At 68.5% G+C, this 14,899-nt stretch carries 17 protein-coding genes and 1 tRNA gene; 1 reads left to right on the top strand and 17 read right to left on the bottom strand.

Annotated features, from left to right (window positions below; all coding sequences use genetic code 11):
* Nucleotides 1-19 precede the first annotated feature (19 nt).
* From GT613_RS13195 to cpaB, 14 genes are read right to left on the bottom strand one after another with little or no spacing between them, the layout of a single operon-like run.
* A complete protein-coding gene (locus GT613_RS13195; RefSeq protein ID WP_009608153.1) occupies nucleotides 20-922 on the bottom strand; it encodes a prepilin peptidase in 903 nt (300 codons plus the stop codon).
* Nucleotides 919-1,338, bottom strand: coding sequence for a hypothetical protein (locus tag GT613_RS13190; protein WP_009608056.1), 420 nt, complete (start codon nucleotides 1,336-1,338; stop codon nucleotides 919-921). The genes GT613_RS13195 and GT613_RS13190 overlap by 4 nt, the downstream gene beginning before the upstream one ends.
* Nucleotides 1,335-1,709 (bottom strand): DUF192 domain-containing protein, encoded by a 375-nt coding sequence (locus tag GT613_RS13185; protein ID WP_009608011.1) that lies wholly within the window; start codon nucleotides 1,707-1,709, stop codon nucleotides 1,335-1,337. The genes GT613_RS13190 and GT613_RS13185 overlap by 4 nt, the downstream gene beginning before the upstream one ends.
* Nucleotides 1,710-1,713: 4 nt before the next feature.
* Nucleotides 1,714-2,169: a hypothetical protein gene (locus GT613_RS13180; protein ID WP_227101177.1), complete on the bottom strand. Its 456-nt coding sequence runs from the start codon at nucleotides 2,167-2,169 to the stop codon at nucleotides 1,714-1,716.
* Entirely contained in the window at nucleotides 2,166-2,567 is a 402-nt protein-coding gene (locus tag GT613_RS13175; protein ID WP_009607926.1) for a hypothetical protein, read from the bottom strand. Before GT613_RS13175 ends, GT613_RS13180 begins: the two co-directional genes overlap by 4 nt.
* Before the next feature lie 26 nt (nucleotides 2,568-2,593).
* Nucleotides 2,594-4,714 (bottom strand): pilus assembly protein TadG-related protein, encoded by a 2,121-nt coding sequence (locus tag GT613_RS13170; protein ID WP_227110448.1) that lies wholly within the window; start codon nucleotides 4,712-4,714, stop codon nucleotides 2,594-2,596.
* Nucleotides 4,711-5,217 carry a TadE/TadG family type IV pilus assembly protein gene (locus GT613_RS13165; RefSeq protein WP_086414956.1) on the bottom strand — a complete coding sequence of 169 codons (507 nt, stop codon included), beginning with the start codon at nucleotides 5,215-5,217 and terminating at the stop codon, nucleotides 4,711-4,713. The genes GT613_RS13170 and GT613_RS13165 overlap by 4 nt, the downstream gene beginning before the upstream one ends.
* A gap of 25 nt (nucleotides 5,218-5,242) precedes the next feature.
* A complete protein-coding gene (locus GT613_RS13160) occupies nucleotides 5,243-5,452 on the bottom strand; it encodes a hypothetical protein (RefSeq protein WP_009608145.1) in 210 nt (69 codons plus the stop codon).
* A 17-nt stretch (nucleotides 5,453-5,469) separates the two neighbouring features.
* Complete coding sequence (locus GT613_RS13155; protein WP_009608195.1) at nucleotides 5,470-5,670, bottom strand: Flp family type IVb pilin; 201 nt, start codon at nucleotides 5,668-5,670, stop codon at nucleotides 5,470-5,472.
* Nucleotides 5,671-5,688: 18 nt separating this feature from the next.
* Nucleotides 5,689-6,627 carry a type II secretion system F family protein gene (locus tag GT613_RS13150; protein WP_009607990.1) on the bottom strand — a complete coding sequence of 313 codons (939 nt, stop codon included), beginning with the start codon at nucleotides 6,625-6,627 and terminating at the stop codon, nucleotides 5,689-5,691.
* Nucleotides 6,627-7,595 carry a type II secretion system F family protein gene (locus tag GT613_RS13145; protein ID WP_161172666.1) on the bottom strand — a complete coding sequence of 323 codons (969 nt, stop codon included), beginning with the start codon at nucleotides 7,593-7,595 and terminating at the stop codon, nucleotides 6,627-6,629. The genes GT613_RS13150 and GT613_RS13145 overlap by 1 nt, the downstream gene beginning before the upstream one ends.
* Nucleotides 7,565-8,887, bottom strand: coding sequence for a CpaF family protein (locus GT613_RS13140; RefSeq protein ID WP_009306149.1), 1,323 nt, complete (start codon nucleotides 8,885-8,887; stop codon nucleotides 7,565-7,567). The genes GT613_RS13145 and GT613_RS13140 overlap by 31 nt, the downstream gene beginning before the upstream one ends.
* Nucleotides 8,878-10,188: a P-loop NTPase gene (locus tag GT613_RS13135; protein ID WP_009306148.1), complete on the bottom strand. Its 1,311-nt coding sequence runs from the start codon at nucleotides 10,186-10,188 to the stop codon at nucleotides 8,878-8,880. The genes GT613_RS13140 and GT613_RS13135 overlap by 10 nt, the downstream gene beginning before the upstream one ends.
* Nucleotides 10,185-10,832 carry a Flp pilus assembly protein CpaB gene (gene cpaB, locus GT613_RS13130; protein WP_009608013.1) on the bottom strand — a complete coding sequence of 216 codons (648 nt, stop codon included), beginning with the start codon at nucleotides 10,830-10,832 and terminating at the stop codon, nucleotides 10,185-10,187. Before cpaB ends, GT613_RS13135 begins: the two co-directional genes overlap by 4 nt.
* 287 nt (nucleotides 10,833-11,119) lie before the next feature.
* Here cpaB and GT613_RS13125 point away from each other — a divergent pair.
* A tRNA-Val gene (locus GT613_RS13125) sits at nucleotides 11,120-11,194 on the top strand.
* A 142-nt stretch (nucleotides 11,195-11,336) separates the two neighbouring features.
* On the opposite strand, the gene GT613_RS13120 is transcribed toward GT613_RS13125, so the two are convergent.
* From GT613_RS13120 to GT613_RS13110, 3 genes are all read right to left on the bottom strand, one after another.
* Nucleotides 11,337-11,996 (bottom strand): DNA-3-methyladenine glycosylase, encoded by a 660-nt coding sequence (locus GT613_RS13120; RefSeq protein ID WP_161172665.1) that lies wholly within the window; start codon nucleotides 11,994-11,996, stop codon nucleotides 11,337-11,339.
* Between the two features lie 284 nt (nucleotides 11,997-12,280).
* The gene (locus tag GT613_RS13115) at nucleotides 12,281-12,949 is read right to left on the bottom strand and encodes a cytochrome c3 family protein (protein ID WP_139912573.1); all 669 of its coding nucleotides are present in this window, start codon (nucleotides 12,947-12,949) and stop codon (nucleotides 12,281-12,283) included.
* 144 nt (nucleotides 12,950-13,093) lie between these two features.
* A complete protein-coding gene (locus GT613_RS13110) occupies nucleotides 13,094-14,755 on the bottom strand; it encodes an FAD-binding protein (RefSeq protein WP_021410106.1) in 1,662 nt (553 codons plus the stop codon).
* Between the last annotated feature and the right edge of the window lie 144 nt (nucleotides 14,756-14,899).

The following is a 14,899-nucleotide window of genomic DNA, read 5'->3' as shown; positions in this document are numbered from 1 at the left end:
TCAACTCCTTTTCATCGATTCATCCCATACCGTGCAGGCACGCGCACGCGCCTCCGACCAGCCATGCCGCAAGAAACGGCGCCATCGGGATACCGCTTCTCCACGAGAGCTTTCCCGCGGCGATGCCCGCCAGCGAGAACGCCGCCGCGCCGCCGTAGCAAAGCGCCGCCCCCACCGGCGTCGCGACGCCGCTGGCCAGCGAAAGCGCCGCCATGCAGCGCACGTCGCCGTAGCCCACGGGCGCGCGCCCCGTCCTTCCGAACAGCCGGTTCAGCGCGAGGCAGCACAGCACCGCGAACACGGCGAAGGCGCACCCGGCCAGCACGCCCTCAAGCCCCGCGGTCGACGCCTGGAAGACGACGCCCGCCGCCGCGAGGGCCGCGCACGCCTCGAGCGGCACGATCCTCGCCTGCAGATCGCATATCACGGCCGCAGCCATGGCCGTCGCCGCTACCGCCAACGCCGCCGCGACCAGAGGCGAACCTGCGCACCACGCGACGGCGCAGCCGAACACCGTTCCGACGAGGGCGCCAAGGCAGCGATGCCATCGTTTCGCTCGAAACGAGCAGCGCGCTTCCTGATCGGCCTCGCTGCGCGAAGGCTCGGGCGCGCCAGCCGCGCATCCCGCCTCGTTCAGCGCCTGCAGCCGCTCGCGGGGAAGGCTCCCCGCCTGGGCGTCGCGCAGCGCCTGAGCCCGCCACAGGCCCAGCGACCCCTCGGCTCCTGCCGCGCGCGGCGAAGGCTCCCTGAGAGGATGCGCCTGCTTGAACGCCCGATAGGCGTCGAGCGAATCCCACCACCACGAGCGAGCGCGGCGATAGGCGCGTCCCAGAAGCACGGAAGCCGACCATGGCACGAAGAACGCGCCGATCAGCCCGCCCGCGCATCCGGCCGCGAGGACGAGCGCGATCGGGGCCGTCACGAGCGGCCTGCCGCGCTCGCCGACGCGCGGTTCTCCGACGGCGCATCGCGCGCATGGGTGCCGCGCGGAACCCGCCGCCCGCCGTCGCCAGCCCCTCCCACCTCGTCGCTCGGCTGGAACCGCACGACCACTCCGCCTTCCCGACCGTCCGCTTCCATCACGGGCGCATATCCCGGCAACTCGAACCGAACGGTCCACCCCGCCCCGTCGCGCGGCGGCGCTTCCTGAGGAGGTTTCGGCTCAGCGGGAGCCGCCTTGGGACGAAGCGTCGGACAGTGCCCCGTTCCAGGCGACGACGGCATCGTCGGCATCGCGACGTTCGGACGGACGGGCTCCTCCCCGTAGCGATGCAGGCAGCCGAAGCACACCTCGGCGTCGTCGAACGCGCGAGCCCCGCAAGTCGGACACGTTTTCATTTCCGATCTCCTTTCATGCAAACCACTCCCACGCGATCGCCCGCCGTGAACCACGGGGTCGCGCAGGACGAGAACCTCTCCACAACCGCCTCTGCGCTTTTGTTGCGCAGCCTCCGGCACGGCTCCACGTCGCGATGGGCTTCGAGCACCAGCCCCTGCGCGTCGACGAACGCGATGTCGAGGCGATGGCGCATGCCCGCCGTGTGCACGTCGTTGCACGGCGCGAGCAGCAGCGCCCCGGCATGCTCGGGCGAGAACAGCAGCCCCTTCGCCTTGCGGCGAAAGCGTGCGGCTATCAGCAACGGCCGCCCAACGCGCGCGTCCCCTTCGGGACCAGACGCACCGAGCGACGGATCTTTCGGTTCCACCATGACGTCACGCTCCTTCCTCCGTCGTGTAGCGCACGACGACGCTGGTCGATCCGCCTGCGTCCACGCAGGCGACGAACATCCATCGATACCGGCCGTCATCCTTCACGAACGACTCGCTTCCTTCGTTTCCGCTGCGCACCCCACTCCATCCTTTGGCGAGCAACTCCCCCTCGATCGCAGCGAGCGCGTCCGCAACGTCGTCCGAGCGGGTGAAGCCCAGCACGCCGCTGCGCTCGTCGACCCGCACGTCCTGTCGTCCTTCGAGCCGCAACGCTTCGTCCTCGAAGCCCGCAGGAGGACCGGCGCCGCTCGATTCGGCCGTCGTCCGCATCGCTTCGTGCAGCACGCTCGGCCGATCTGCTTGCGCGAACGCGAGCGCCAGCGCGCACCCCGCAACGAGCGCAGCCACGACCGCCCAAGCACGCCTGCGGCGACGGGCGCCTACCGTCGACCCGCTCACAGCAGCACCCCCGGCTTGTAGCAGTCGACCGCGATGCTGACCGCATGCGTCAGCGGCGGCAGGGGGATCCCGAACACCGTCGAGCGCAACCCCAGGCCGAACAGCGTGGGCATGTACTCCAAGGTGCCCGTGAAGCGCGTATGGCCCCCCGAAACCGCCTCCGCCGACACGCGCACCGCCTCGTTCTCCGCATCGAACGCGGCAGACAGCGCCGTCTGCACCAGGGCGCTGCTCTGCTCGATACCCTGGCCCGCGGCAGGCGACGTCACATGCACGCGCACCGCGTCGCGGAAGACGTTGTCGAACGCGGCGCATTCCGAGAAGAACGCGAGCGCGTTCACCGCGATGACCGCGACGATGATCAGCACCGGAAACGCCGCCGCGAGCTCGACCGTCATCTGACCCCGTTCGTCGCACGTTCGCATCACTCCCATACCCGCACCCCCGTTACCTGCGCGTACACGCCGCGCAATCCGTCAGCCGTCCGTTGCACCAGGTCGGCAGCTGCGTCCTTCGCCGCCTGAGGCAACGCGACCTTCACCGGGAACGACGGGCCGCCGTCCCATAGCTCGATCTCGGCGATCTCGATGGTGCCGTCGAACCCCTGGATGCCTTCGACAGCCTCGGCTTCCACCGTCCCCACGATCGAGGCGAACACGTCGTTCGACCCGAGCGGATGCTCGATCGCCTGCTCCTTGAGCGAGAGCAGCCGCGCGCCGAACGCCCCCTCGTCGCGCTCGGCGACATGCGCCGAATTCACCAACACCGGCTTGAGCGCGTCGAGTTCGGCCGGAGCGAGCCCCGCGGCCCGCACGGCCTCGCGCAGGGCACCTGCCGCCCACGCGCCCAACCCGCTGGCCCCCGCGAGAGGCAGCCCGTCCAACGCCGACGAGACAGAATCGTCGAGCGCCTCTTGGCCCTGCGCGTACGCGTCCAGCAAGCCGGACCAGCAGTCGAGCACCGTTCCCAGCGCGCCCACGGCCGCCCCTCCCTGGCCCTTCACGCCGTCCAGCAGCGACGACACCACGGTGGCGCCTTCGTCGGACGAGTCGGCGACGAGCGTGGCGGCCGAAACCGCCGCCCGCGCGCCAAGCGCGCCCCCTCCCCGCACGAACGAGCTGTCGAAACCGCTCGATGCGGCGACGCTTGCCGTGTTCGCGACCAGCGCGACCACGCCGTAGCGTCCCGGCGGCTGCGCAGAGAGGCGCTTGCCCGCCACCTTGGCGAGCGCGTCCTTCACCTCGTCGAACAAGCCGCCCGCACGCCGCTTCACCTCGTCTGCCAGCGGATCCAGCTCAGCCCGGGCCTCCTCGTACTCGCCGGCCGCCTTCGCCACGGCTTCGTAGTGGTACTCGAAGCCGTTGTCGATGGACGACGAGGCGGCCGCCACCTTGCCCATGCTGGCCGCCGAGAAGCCGCATTCCGCGCACTCGGCGAACGGCTCCGCCTCCGTCTGGGCGATCGACACGAGGCTTCCCGACCCGGCCGCAGCGGGGCATCCGGCCCATGCATGAGCCGTGGCGCGCCCTTCCTCGTCCACCGTGCAGGGGTACGCGGCCTCGGTGTACAGCGCCGTCGACCTCATCTCCTCCGTGTTCTTCGGAAGGCGCGGAAACCACGCGTCGAAGGAATCGGCGCCTTCATGGACGTATCCGCGCCCCACCTCGTCGGCGGCGAAGGCGTAGAACCGCTTGCGCAGCGCCGAGCGCGCCTGCTCCTCCACCGAGCCGTCCGCCGGGGCCTCCACGGCGAGTCGCCGCGGATAGTAGGCTTGCGCGCGCTTGAGCGCCACGGAGAACGACCAGGCGTCAACGCTTCTGAACAGCGGGTTCTCCGATCCGCTCATGCCTGCCAATGCAGAGGCGCGCTCGTACATGCAATAGGACGGATCGAGGCCGCAGTCGTGCTCGAATGCACGGCGCTTCGCTTCGTTGGCCCGCTCGGCGGCGCGCTCGGCCTCGTCGGCCGCCTGCCGCACCTCGTCGGCCTCGTCGCCCACCGCCTCGGCCACGTCTTCGAGCTCGGCCGCGCCGTCCACCGCGATCTTCTTCCCCGAAGCGGGCACGAGAAGCGCGAGCGCCACGTAGCTCGACGAAGCCCCGTTGTTCGCCGACGCCACCGATGCCGCGTTCGCCGCGGCGAGGAACGGCAGCAGCCGTTGCAGGCGGTCGAGCCCGTCGGCCGCCTTCTCGGCGAACCGGTCGCGCGCATAGGCCACGTCGCGCCCCGCTTTCAGCAGGGTCTCGGATGCGGAGGCGGTGGCCGGCGTGCACAGCGCGGCCACGCCCAGCCCCGTCGCCACGAGGCTCGTCAGCGAAAGCGACAGCACCGCCGCATCGCACACCCGCACGACGATCATGAACTCGCCCACCTCGTTCTGCGCGGCCAGAGCCGCCGCATCGGCCACGTTCTGCACCTCCGACGAGGCCGAGCCCACCCGGTACGCCTGCCCCGCCGAGAATACGAGCGCAAGCGTCACCAGCAGCGCCAGCACCATGCCCACCGTCGTCATGCCCTCTTCGTCGTGGAACGCATCGAGCATCATGACGCCCACGCCCCGATCCATCCCGCCGGGTCGCCGCCCGCATCGGACGAGCGCGCCCACGACGGCTGCGCAGACTCCTCCGCCGTCACCCGCACTTCGAGGTTGCCGTTGCCGTTCACGATGCCGAGCAAAGCGCCGCCAGCATCCAGCAGCGGCAGCGGACGAGCCTCGTTCGCGATGGTGACGCGCACGACGTCGGAGCGCTCGTCGCCTTCGAACCGGATGTCCCAGCTGCACGCGCCTTCGTGCACGTGGAAGCAGGGTACGGGAGGGATCGCTCCCAGGCGATGGCGGACGAACGCCTCGCAGCTCTCGGCCATGTCGCCCGCTGCAGCGGTTTTGGTCGCCAGCAGGCGGCATCCCTCCGACGCGGCCGCCCGCATCACCAGCCGATCGTACAAAAGGATGCCCGGCTGCATCAGCAGCAGGAGCCCGACGAACAGCACCGGCAGCAGAAACGCCGCCTCCACCGTGGCCTGGCCCGATTCGCACGTCCGTCGCATACCCGCTCCCTCCTTTCCGAACCCGTCAGTACAAAAACACATCGGCGACCGATCCCGGCATCGTCATCTGGATATGGTGCGAAGCCGACATCAGCGCATGATCGACGAACATGCCGGCCTCCAAACCGCGCCACAGGGCGCCCAGCGCGATGACTGCTGCCAAGAACGCGGCCGTCACCAGCGCGAACTCGACCGTGCCCTGACCGCATTCGTTGAACGAGCCCGCACGGATCACCGCGCCGCCCTTCTCCTCTACAGCGCGTTGATCCCGTCGGCGATGCTGTCCCACAGCTCTTGCAGCTTCGGTCGGAACACGGTGATCGCGATGATGGCGATCACCACCAGCACTCCGACGAGGATGGCGTACTCCGTCGTGCCCTGTCCATCCTCTCGAGCAAGCACTCTCCGAACCCGGCACGTCGCCTTCGCCATCCATCTCCAGTACGTCTCCATGGGCGAACCTCCTCATTCCTACATTCCTTCCATCAGTTCGAGCAGCACCGGCCCCAGCACGAGCAGCAGCATGGCCGGCAGGATGAGCGTGCCCGTGGGCACCATCATCTTCACCGGAGCCTTCGCCACCCGCTCCTCCACCTGCGCCCGATGCACCGCGCGCGCCTCCGCCGCAGCCGATTCGAGCCCCTCGGCCAGCGACGAGCCGAAGCGCAGCGAGCGCACCATGTTCTCCACGACGCGCGCGAACAGCGGCGAGTCGTACGAGGCCGCCAGGTCGCGCAACGCGTCTTCGCGATTCGTCAAGCCCAGCGACCAGGCATGCTGGGCGCCGACGCACGCACGCGCCAAGTCCGAATCGAAGTGAGACCCGTACAGCGCGAACCCGCGGTCGAACGAAAGCCCGCTGCGAAGACCGAGCGCCACCACCTCGAGCATCTCCGAGAGGTCGCTTTCCAAGCCGTCGGCGCGCTCGCGCTGCGCCCGCTTGACGGCTCGCGGCATCGCCGCCGCGCCGCCCGCAACCCCTGCGACGGCGCCGAGTACGGCAAGCTCCGTGGAGAGCACCGAGCCGACGAGCGCGCCCGCCAGCCCTCCGGCGCATGCGAGCCTCATCGAGGCCTCGCAGAACCCTTCCGGGGACACGGCCTGCTCCAAGCCCGCCCGCTTCGCCCGCGCGCAGAACCACGCTCGCGCCCGCGAAAGCCGCAGCCGACGGGAAAGCGCCTCGGTCGCTCCGAGGGCGATCCGCTGGCTGAGCGCCGTCGCGTACCGCACGAGCCGCGAGCCCGCGTCGAAACCCTCCTGCGCGTCGCGCACGTCGGCGGCTTTGCGCAGCCGCTCGCGTCGCGCCGTCGCGTCGCGCCTCCGAAGAAGCGTTGAGCCCGCCAGCCCTCCGGCGATCCCGGCGGCGGCCACAGCCGCAGCCATCAGGAAAGGCGCCTGCACGGCCTCCATCAGCCCACCTCCACGGCCAGCATGCGGCGCACCGCCACGATGCCGGCGGCCTGCATGCCCAGCGCGATCGCCAGCAGCGCCATGCCCATCGGGCTGGCGAAGAACGGATCCAGAAAGCCTTCGCTCACCAGCGAGAACACCGCTATCAGCACGAAGGGCAGGACGCTCACCACGCGCGCCGACAGCTTCGCCTGCGCCGTTTGCACGCGCAGCGCGCGTCGCAGCTCGATCTCGCTCTGAACCGTGTCGCGAGCCGCGTCCAGCACCTGCTTCATGCTGCCGCCCGCCTGATGCTGCACGTCCAGCGCCACCGCGACGAACGCCAGCTCGGCCACCGACGAGCCCCTGCGCAGCACCTCCAAGGCGCGCCCGGCGCCCTCCCCTGTTTCCAGCTGGTGGGCCGCGCGGGCGAACAGCGTGCCCAGCGGGCCTTGCACCTCGCTTGCCACCTGCTGGAACGTTTGCAGCAGCGACAAGCCTGCCTGGAAGCACACGGCCATGGAGCGCAGGGCGTCGGGGATGCCCTCGCGCAGGGCGTCGCGGCGCTTGTCCTGCACCGTGCGCAGCCACACGACCGCGCAAGCGCACGCGCACACGGCTACGGCGATGCCGCACACGACCGAGCCTGCCGCTGCGCCCGCGCACATCCCCGCCCCAACCATCGCCGCAATCCATACCGACAAGAGCGATTCCTCGGTCGTCATCAACCCGCGCGCATCGACCACGCCGACAGCCTCGCGCATGAGCGCCGCGAGCGCGCGATTGCCCAGCAGGGCACGCGTCACCGGCCGCGTCCAGCCGCCCCCGTTGCGCAGCAGCCAGGCGACGCGCGACGATCCGACGTCCCCCTCGCCAACCAGGGAGGCCGTCCGACGCCGAGCGCGACCCGCCACCGACGCGCTTGCCGCCGCTCCGCATCCGAACGCGGCGAGCACGCCTACGCCGCCAAGCACGACGTGCGCTTCCATCGCTCCACCTCCTCTCTCTCGGCAACGCCGATGTCCGCCACCTCGTCGATCCAGGCCGGAAGGGCCACCCAGCGTCCCACACGCTCAGCCAGCCCCCGCATGAACAGCGGGCGCACCCTGCAGCAGCGCTTTCCTCCGTCGTACACGAGCTCGGCCACGTCCGACACGAACCGCGACCCGTCCAGCGCGCGAGCCGTCTGCACCACCACCTCGAAGGCGCTTGCCACGTTCGACTCGATGACGTCAACCGGCAGGTCCACCGCGTAGCGCACCATCGTCGCGAGGCGCGACACCACGTCGGCGGGCGAGTTCGCGTGTAGCGTGGTCAGCGACCCGTCGTGGCCGGTGTTCATGGCCTGCAGCATGTCCAGCGCCTCGGCGCCGCGGCATTCGCCCACCACGATGCGGTCGGGGCGCATGCGCAACGCGTTGATCACGAGGTCGCGGATGGTCACCTCGCCCGTGCCCTCCGCGTTGCGGGGACGCGCCTCCAGGCGCACGACGTGCGGATGCTCCAAGAACCTCAGCTCGGCCGAATCCTCGATGGTGATGATGCGCTCCGAGGGCGGCAGCTCGCACGACAGCGCGTTGAGCAGCGTGGTCTTGCCGCTTCCCGTGCCGCCCGACACCGCGATGCTCTTGCGAGCGCGCACCGCCCACACCAGAAACGTCCGCATCGCCTCGTCGAACGACCCCGTGGCCACCATGTCGTCCAACGTCATGACCCGCTTCGCGAACTTGCGCACGGTCATCACCGGCCCGTCCAGCGCAAGCGGCGGGATGATCACGTGCACGCGGTGCCCTTCGGGAAGCCGCGCGTTCACCATGGGCGACGCCTCGTCGATGCGGCGCCCCAACGGCCCCAGCACGCGATCGATGAGCGCGCGCAGCTGGCCTTCGTCGGCGAACCGCTGCTCGCTGCGATGCAGCCGGCCGTCGCGCTCGAAGAACACGTCGGAAGGGCCGTTCACCATGATCTCGGTGACCGAATCGTCGGCCAGCAGCGATTCGAGCGGCCCGAACCCGAACACCATGTCGATGAGCCCGTCGGTCAGCCGCTGCTGCTCGCGCTGGGAGACGCCCGCCCAGGAAGCGTCCTCGAACGCCTGACGGCACGCGCTTTTCAACTCGTTGCGGGCGCGGCTGGGCTGTTCGGCCATGATGGCGGCGATATCGTCCGTGGACACGAACCGCTGGATGTGCTCCTTGAGCCGTTCCAGCGCGTTGTCGTCCGCACTCGCGGCGAGCGTCGGCACGTCGTCGATGTCGCGCACGCGGCTCATCAGAGACATGGGGCCTCCTTCCGGCGACGGCGCGGCTTCTTGCCGACGGGCAAGCGGAAACCGGGTCCCCGAGAGGCGCCTTCCTCGGGCGGGGCTGCCGCGCGCCTATCGCCCGGCAGCACGCCCGACAGCACGCGCTCGAGGCTCGCGCACAAATCGTTCCTCGACGCCAGCAGATCGAACGGAAGCCCCGCGCCCAGCAGCTCCTCCACCTCGCCGCCGCCGTCCTTGAGCTCGAACACGTGAGCCCCGCGCAGCGAGCATGACACGTCGATGGACGTGAACAGGGCGTTCTTGGAGCATCGGTTGACGGCGTACAGGAAAGGGCCGGTCGCGATGCCGCACCGCGCACACAGGTCGAGCGCATGCTGGCAGGCGCGCAGCGACGACGGCCGCTGATCGATCAGGAACAGCGCCTTCGAGCTGCGCTCCAGCAGCAGGGCATGCTGCTCGGCCCAGGCGGCTCCCGTGTTCGCCACCACGACGTCGAACCGGGCCGTCAGCTGGTCGAGCAGCTGGGGCGCCCGCTCCACCACCGCTTCGCTGTCTTCGAGATGGCGCGGTGCGGCCAGCAGCGCCGGCATCCGACCGTCCGACCGCAGCTGATCGAGGCGCGACGGCACCGCCAGCACGTCATCGACGGCCAACGGGTTCTGCACGCCCATGAGCGCCGGGGCGTCGCCGAACTGCAGGTCGAAATCCAGCAGCAAGGTGTTGTAGCCCATCCTCTGCGCGATGAGCGCCGACAGTACGGACACCGTGCTCTTGCCCGCGCCGCCGCTTCCGCTGACCACTGGGAAAAGGAACCCGGCCCGCGCGCCCGGGCGGCGCTCGTCGCACCGCGCCGGCTGGGGCGCGGTCGCCGGAGCAACCGAGACGGGCATCGCCGCCGGCATCGGCGCTTGCCGCGGGGCAGCAGGCGCCGCCATGGGCCACGGGCAGGCGAAGGCCTGCTTGCGACGCGCGTAGCGCTCGGCCAAGGCTTGGCGCGTGAGCGAGGCGTCAATGCCCGTGGCGCTCATGCGGCTCTTCAGCGAACCCGTGTCTTCGAACGACAGCATGCACACGCAGCGATCGCTGCGGTCGCGCTTGAGCGTGGCCGCCAGGTTGATGGGAGCGACGTCGTCGCTCGACGCCACCCACACCTCGTCAACCAGGCGATCCGTGCGCAGGAACCTGCGCGCCTCCTCTGCCGAGGAGAAAATGCGCAGCCAATCCTGTGCAGCCAGATTCTCTCCCGCCAACCCTATAGACTCCGGATGCTGCAAACTCGTCGTATCGGCGCACAGCGCCACCAAAGATCCGCTCATCGCTCTCCCTCGCTTCCCGGCAACGTGAAGTACAGCTCCGTCTTCTGCGCCGCCGCGACGATCTCCTGCACCGACTCGGGCGCGACGGCCACAGTGATCCACGACACCTTCGCGTCGGTTGTCGACTCCTGCGCGCTTGCGCTGGTCGCCAACACCAGCACGCCGCTCGCCAGCACATCGGTCGACGTGCCGCCGGTGGCGTAAACGTCCACCCGCGAGCCGGCCGCCACGGCGCCGCCCACCGCTTGCACGTCCTTCGCCGGCACGCTGAGCGCCGTCAGGCCCTCGGGCACGTCCAGGCGGCTGCCCGCATCGCGGAAGCGGCGCTCCGACAGCACCTCGCCCGCAAGGATCGTCGACGACGCCTTCTTGCCCACCACGTCGTCGGACGATCGGAATGCTTCCGCGGGCAGCAAGTCGGCCACCCACAACCGCGTCTCCACCGCGCTCGCGTCCACCGACTCCCCCGCTGCGATGTCGCGCTTAGCCACGCACACTTCCAGCTGCTCGCCCCCGTAGCGCGCCAGAGCTTCCGCGCGCGCCGCGTCGGCCTCTCCCCGCACGCCCTGGGCGTAGGCGAACACGCATGCCGCGCATGCCAGCCCGCAGGCAATGCCGATGATGGTTGTTCTGCTCCGTTTCATTTCGTCCTCTCCGCCGTTTTCCCTCCTTTCAGTATGACCAGCTCATCTCACGTTTTCATGGCACAGTTCACCATGAAAAGCCGCCTGGACCTTACCCGTTTGCGACGTCGTTCCAACGCCGATTACACATTTCGCACCTCCGTTTCCAGCGCGAATTCCATGCGCCGCACCGCAAAATCCCACGCCGCTCCAACGTGCGGCAGATTAGATGCGGCTTTCCTGGGGATTCGTTGCGCGAACGCGCCTTCTATGCGAGAATAGGTGCTCGCCGCAAGGCGACGAAAACCGGGCGATTGGCGCAGCGGGAGCGCAGGTCCCTTACAAGGACAAGGTCGGGGGTTCAAATCCCTCATCGCCCACCACGGGATACGAAGAGACCCGTCGGATGATCCGACGGGTCTCTTTTTCATTGCTGACAACGACTGCGGAAAGCAAAACTCGGACGAACCGATGTTTCACGTGAAACATACGGCGAAACGCGCGCACCGCGTTCGGCGCCCCTCCCTACCTCTTCTCGCTTTTCGGAGCCCAGTCCTTCATGCCGGGTATGGCGCCGCCGGCCACCTCCCATAGATAGAGGCTGGCCACCGAGCCGTAAGGCGTGTAGCAGCGGCGGTACTTCGCGAACAGCTCGGGCGTGATGCGCCGGTGGTGGTGCACCATGCGCAAGCCGCGATGGATGGCCAGATCGCCCCAGCTCATAATATTGGGTCGCTGCATCGAGAACGTCATGAGCATCTCGGCCGTCCACACGCCGATACCCGGCAGCGCCGACAGCGTGCGGCACACCTCGTCATCGGATAGCTCGGCCAGCCCCTCGAGGTCCACCTCGCCGGACAGCACGCGCGCGGCTGCCCCCTTGATGTAGCCCACCTTGCGAAACGAGATGCCCACCTGCTGCAGCTCGTCGTCGGAGCACGCCGCCATCGCCTCGGGCGTCACTTCGCCGAACCGCTCCAGCATGCGGTTCCAAATGGTGGTCTGCGCCTTCGTCGCTATCTGCTGACCCACGATGCAGTTCACGAGTGCAGCGAACAAGTCGGGGTGCACCTCGCGCTCGATGCGTCCGATAACCGCCATCGCCTCGCCCAGCCTCGGATCGCGCGCCGCAAGGTACGCGACCTCCGCTTCGCCGTATTCGAAGTAGCGCGGTTCCCGCTCCATGCCGTCCCCTTCCGTCGTTCGACCCAGTATAGCGAAGACGCAGAGGCCTCACAGGGAACGTTGTCGCCCGAAAAACGCGGAATCGCGCTCGAAAACGAGGCTTTCGGGCGACAACGCCAACGAATGTCAGGAGCTGACGCTGTCAGGTGCCCGACATAAGGCCAGGTCGCGAAGATCCCAACGCGAAAGACCCGGCCGAGGGAGGGGCCGGGTCTTCGATGACCCCGAAACGGAAAGGGAGGGAGGGGATTCCGTCTCGGGCGGATATGCTTGTTCGTTGCTTCTTAGCGCTCGCGGAGCTCGTGGCAGGTGCCACATTCGAAGGTTCCGCGGTGGTGGCACTGGGCGCAGTACTTCATCGCGTCCTTGGCCTGGTCCTTCGAGTGGTTGTTGTGGCAGCTCGTGCACGTCGCCGGGTTGGCGTCGTGCTTCTCGTTCGAGGGGACGTCGTGGGGGTTCACCGTGGTGCCCTTGTCGTCGGTGAGCGCCGTGGAGTCCGCGGTCTTGGCGGCCATCTCCTCCATCGTGCCGTGGCACGAGATGCAGGTCTCGGGGTCCACCGTGACCACGGTCGCCTTGGTGGCGGCCTTGTCGCCGAACTTCACGTCGGCGTGCTCGGTCGAGAGCACGGCCTCGTCGGTGTGGCACTGGACGCAGGTCACGCCCTCGGCCTCGTGGGCCGAGGCCTGCGGGCAGGACGCGTCGGTCGCCGACGCGGCCTCGACGGTGTGGCACATCGAGCAGTCGGAGTCCATCGTCCAGTTCACCGGCTGGCCGTCCATGGCCGAAGAGCCGCCGTTCCCGTCCTTCTGCTCGGACGCCGCCGGAGCCGAGGGCTCCGCCTTCGGCGCGCAGCCCGCGAGCGTCCACATCGCGGCCGTGAGCGCGAGGACGACGCCGAGGACGGCGAGCACGACGAGGCGCCGGTCGGCGGTGTGTGCTTGCACGGTCATGCGCTTCTCCTATCAGTCGTATTGCAGTTCGGAAGGCGGTTTCCCGCCAGATGCGCCCGCCGAGGGAGCGGCGGGCGCGGGGGTTGAGTCGCATCCGGCGCCGCTGGGGAGCGCAGCGCCGAACCGATCAGCGAAGGGAGGATGCTACTTGGCGTCCCAAGGCTCGAGACCCGCGGCGTGACGGGCGGAAATGCGGCCCCACACCTGGTTCTCGGCGTTGTTGCCGCCGGTGATGCCGTAGCTGTGGCTCTGGAAGTTGCCGAAGCAGCCCGCCGCGTACAGACGCGGGATGGGGTTCTCGGCGGGATCCAGCACCTGGCCGTGCTCGTTCTTCATCGGGCCGCCCAAGGTGGAGCAGGAGCCGGGGTAGATGGAGATGGCGTAGTACGGGCCGTCGTCCAGCTTCTCGAGCGTCTTCTCGGAGCGGTCGAAACGCGCGTCCTTCTTTGCCTCGCAGAATGCCTGGTACTCGTCGAACGTGGCTTTCAAGGCGTCGACGTCCATCCAGTGGTCGAACTCCTTGATCTTCTTGCCAAGCTCCTCGATGGTGTCGCCCTTGAGGATCCAGCCCTTATCCAGCTCAGCCTTGTTGTCCTGGCTCCAGCCGTTCCATGCGCGGATCTCGTCGGGCAGGTCGCTGGCGAAGTTGCCGCACTCGAAGAAATCGCCCTGGCTGGTGGACAGCTTGCCGGCGTCGAAGCAGGTCTGGTCGAAGATGCCCCACGACGGGATGCGGTCGAAGTCGTCGATGGAGTCGTCGAACGACAGCAGCGTGTGCCAGCCGTTGTGCGGCGAGCCCATGTTGTTCTCGTTGACGTAGCGCTTGCCCAGACGGTTCACGTTGAAGTAGCTGTTGGCGGGCATGAAGTACAGGATGGAGAAGTCGTTCTCAGGATCGCGCGTCCACATGGAGTACATGGAGATCGCCATGTCCATGTGCCACAGCTTCGCTCCCACGTCCTCGACCATCTTGATGCCGTCGCCCGTGTTGAACTGCCAACCCTCGAACTTGAAGGGGTAGCACTTGAGGTAGGCGTTCTTGAGATCCTCGTTGAACTCGAAGCCGCCCGTGGTCATGATGACGCCCTTGCGAGCCTTGACCGTCTTCTCCTCGGAGCCGATCATCGTATACGCGCCGACGATCTCCTTGGTCTCGGGGTTCTGGATGAGACGCTCGTCGTGGCAGTCGAACAGAACCTGCACGCCCAGCTTCTCGCGCTGCGCGTCGAGCTCGCGGAACGACAGCATGCCGAAGCCGTCGACGGAGGACAGCTTGCAGGAGCCCTCGTAGGCGTTGTCGTCCAGGAAGTAGTACTCGGGGATGGCGCCGGCCAGCGCGACCTCGGACACCTCGTAGGTCATACCGTACTTGTCGGCGTACTCGGTGTTGCGAACGCACTCGTTGACCCAGGCGTCGATCATCGGCTCGGGGGTCTTGCCGTGCGTGAACGCCTTGATGTACTTCTTGAAGCGCTCTTTGTCGCTTTCCTCGACGATGGTCCACTCGCCGTTGTTGATGCGGCTGTTGCCGCCGCCCTCGAGGGGAGCCTTCTCCAGCACGATGACTTCCTGGCCGCACTCGTCGGCGCCGATGAGCGACGCCCACATGCCCGCGCCGCCATAGCCGATGACCAAGAGGTCGCACTCGTAGTCCCAGCTCTTCGGCAGCCAATCGCCCGAAGCCGCGCCCGTCGAACCCGACGCGCAGCCGGCCAGCGCGGCGGAACCCGCCACGGCTGCGGCAGCGACGCCCGCGCCCTTCAGGAACGAACGACGGGAAACTCCGCCTTCCATGCCTTTGCTCATAGTGTTCCTTCCTCCTACTTGAATGAACGAACCGATTCCCGCACCGCGCAGCTATCGAGCTCGCGAGCATCGAACATCGGCCCCTGCCTCTCTCCCAGCAGAGATGCCCCTCCTTGGAAGCATCCGTTCTTGCCTTTCGAACCT

Origin of the sequence: Eggerthella sp. BIOML-A4, assembly GCF_009875575.1 — a bacterium.
Classification (GTDB): Bacteria; Actinomycetota; Coriobacteriia; order Coriobacteriales; family Eggerthellaceae; genus Eggerthella; species Eggerthella lenta.
The sequence above is the reverse complement of the archived record's forward strand: the minus strand, read 5'-3'. Positions and strand labels throughout refer to the sequence as shown.

Excerpts from the sequence above, each read along its gene's own strand:
- cpaB (WP_009608013.1), bottom strand. The coding sequence starts at position 10,832 with ATGAAACGGAGCAGAACAACCATCATCGGCATTGCCTGCGGGCTGGCA.
- GT613_RS13165 (WP_086414956.1), bottom strand. The coding sequence starts at position 5,217 with ATGCGACGGACGTGCGAATCGGGCCAGGCCACGGTGGAGGCGGCGTTT.
- GT613_RS13155 (WP_009608195.1), bottom strand. The coding sequence starts at position 5,670 with ATGGAGACGTACTGGAGATGGATGGCGAAGGCGACGTGCCGGGTTCGG.
- GT613_RS13120 (WP_161172665.1), bottom strand. The coding sequence starts at position 11,996 with ATGGAGCGGGAACCGCGCTACTTCGAATACGGCGAAGCGGAGGTCGCG.
- GT613_RS13145 (WP_161172666.1), bottom strand. The coding sequence starts at position 7,595 with ATGGAAGCGCACGTCGTGCTTGGCGGCGTAGGCGTGCTCGCCGCGTTC.
- GT613_RS13115 (WP_139912573.1), bottom strand. The coding sequence starts at position 12,949 with ATGACCGTGCAAGCACACACCGCCGACCGGCGCCTCGTCGTGCTCGCC.
- GT613_RS13175 (WP_009607926.1), bottom strand. The coding sequence starts at position 2,567 with ATGACGGTCGAGCTCGCGGCGGCGTTTCCGGTGCTGATCATCGTCGCG.
- GT613_RS13190 (WP_009608056.1), bottom strand. The coding sequence starts at position 1,338 with ATGAAAACGTGTCCGACTTGCGGGGCTCGCGCGTTCGACGACGCCGAG.
- GT613_RS13110 (WP_021410106.1), bottom strand. The coding sequence starts at position 14,755 with ATGAGCAAAGGCATGGAAGGCGGAGTTTCCCGTCGTTCGTTCCTGAAG.
- GT613_RS13150 (WP_009607990.1), bottom strand. The coding sequence starts at position 6,627 with ATGGAGGCCGTGCAGGCGCCTTTCCTGATGGCTGCGGCTGTGGCCGCC.
- GT613_RS13135 (WP_009306148.1), bottom strand. The coding sequence starts at position 10,188 with ATGAGCGGATCTTTGGTGGCGCTGTGCGCCGATACGACGAGTTTGCAG.
- GT613_RS13170 (WP_227110448.1), bottom strand. The coding sequence starts at position 4,714 with ATGATGCTCGATGCGTTCCACGACGAAGAGGGCATGACGACGGTGGGC.
- GT613_RS13185 (WP_009608011.1), bottom strand. The coding sequence starts at position 1,709 with ATGGTGGAACCGAAAGATCCGTCGCTCGGTGCGTCTGGTCCCGAAGGG.
- GT613_RS13140 (WP_009306149.1), bottom strand. The coding sequence starts at position 8,887 with ATGTCTCTGATGAGCCGCGTGCGCGACATCGACGACGTGCCGACGCTC.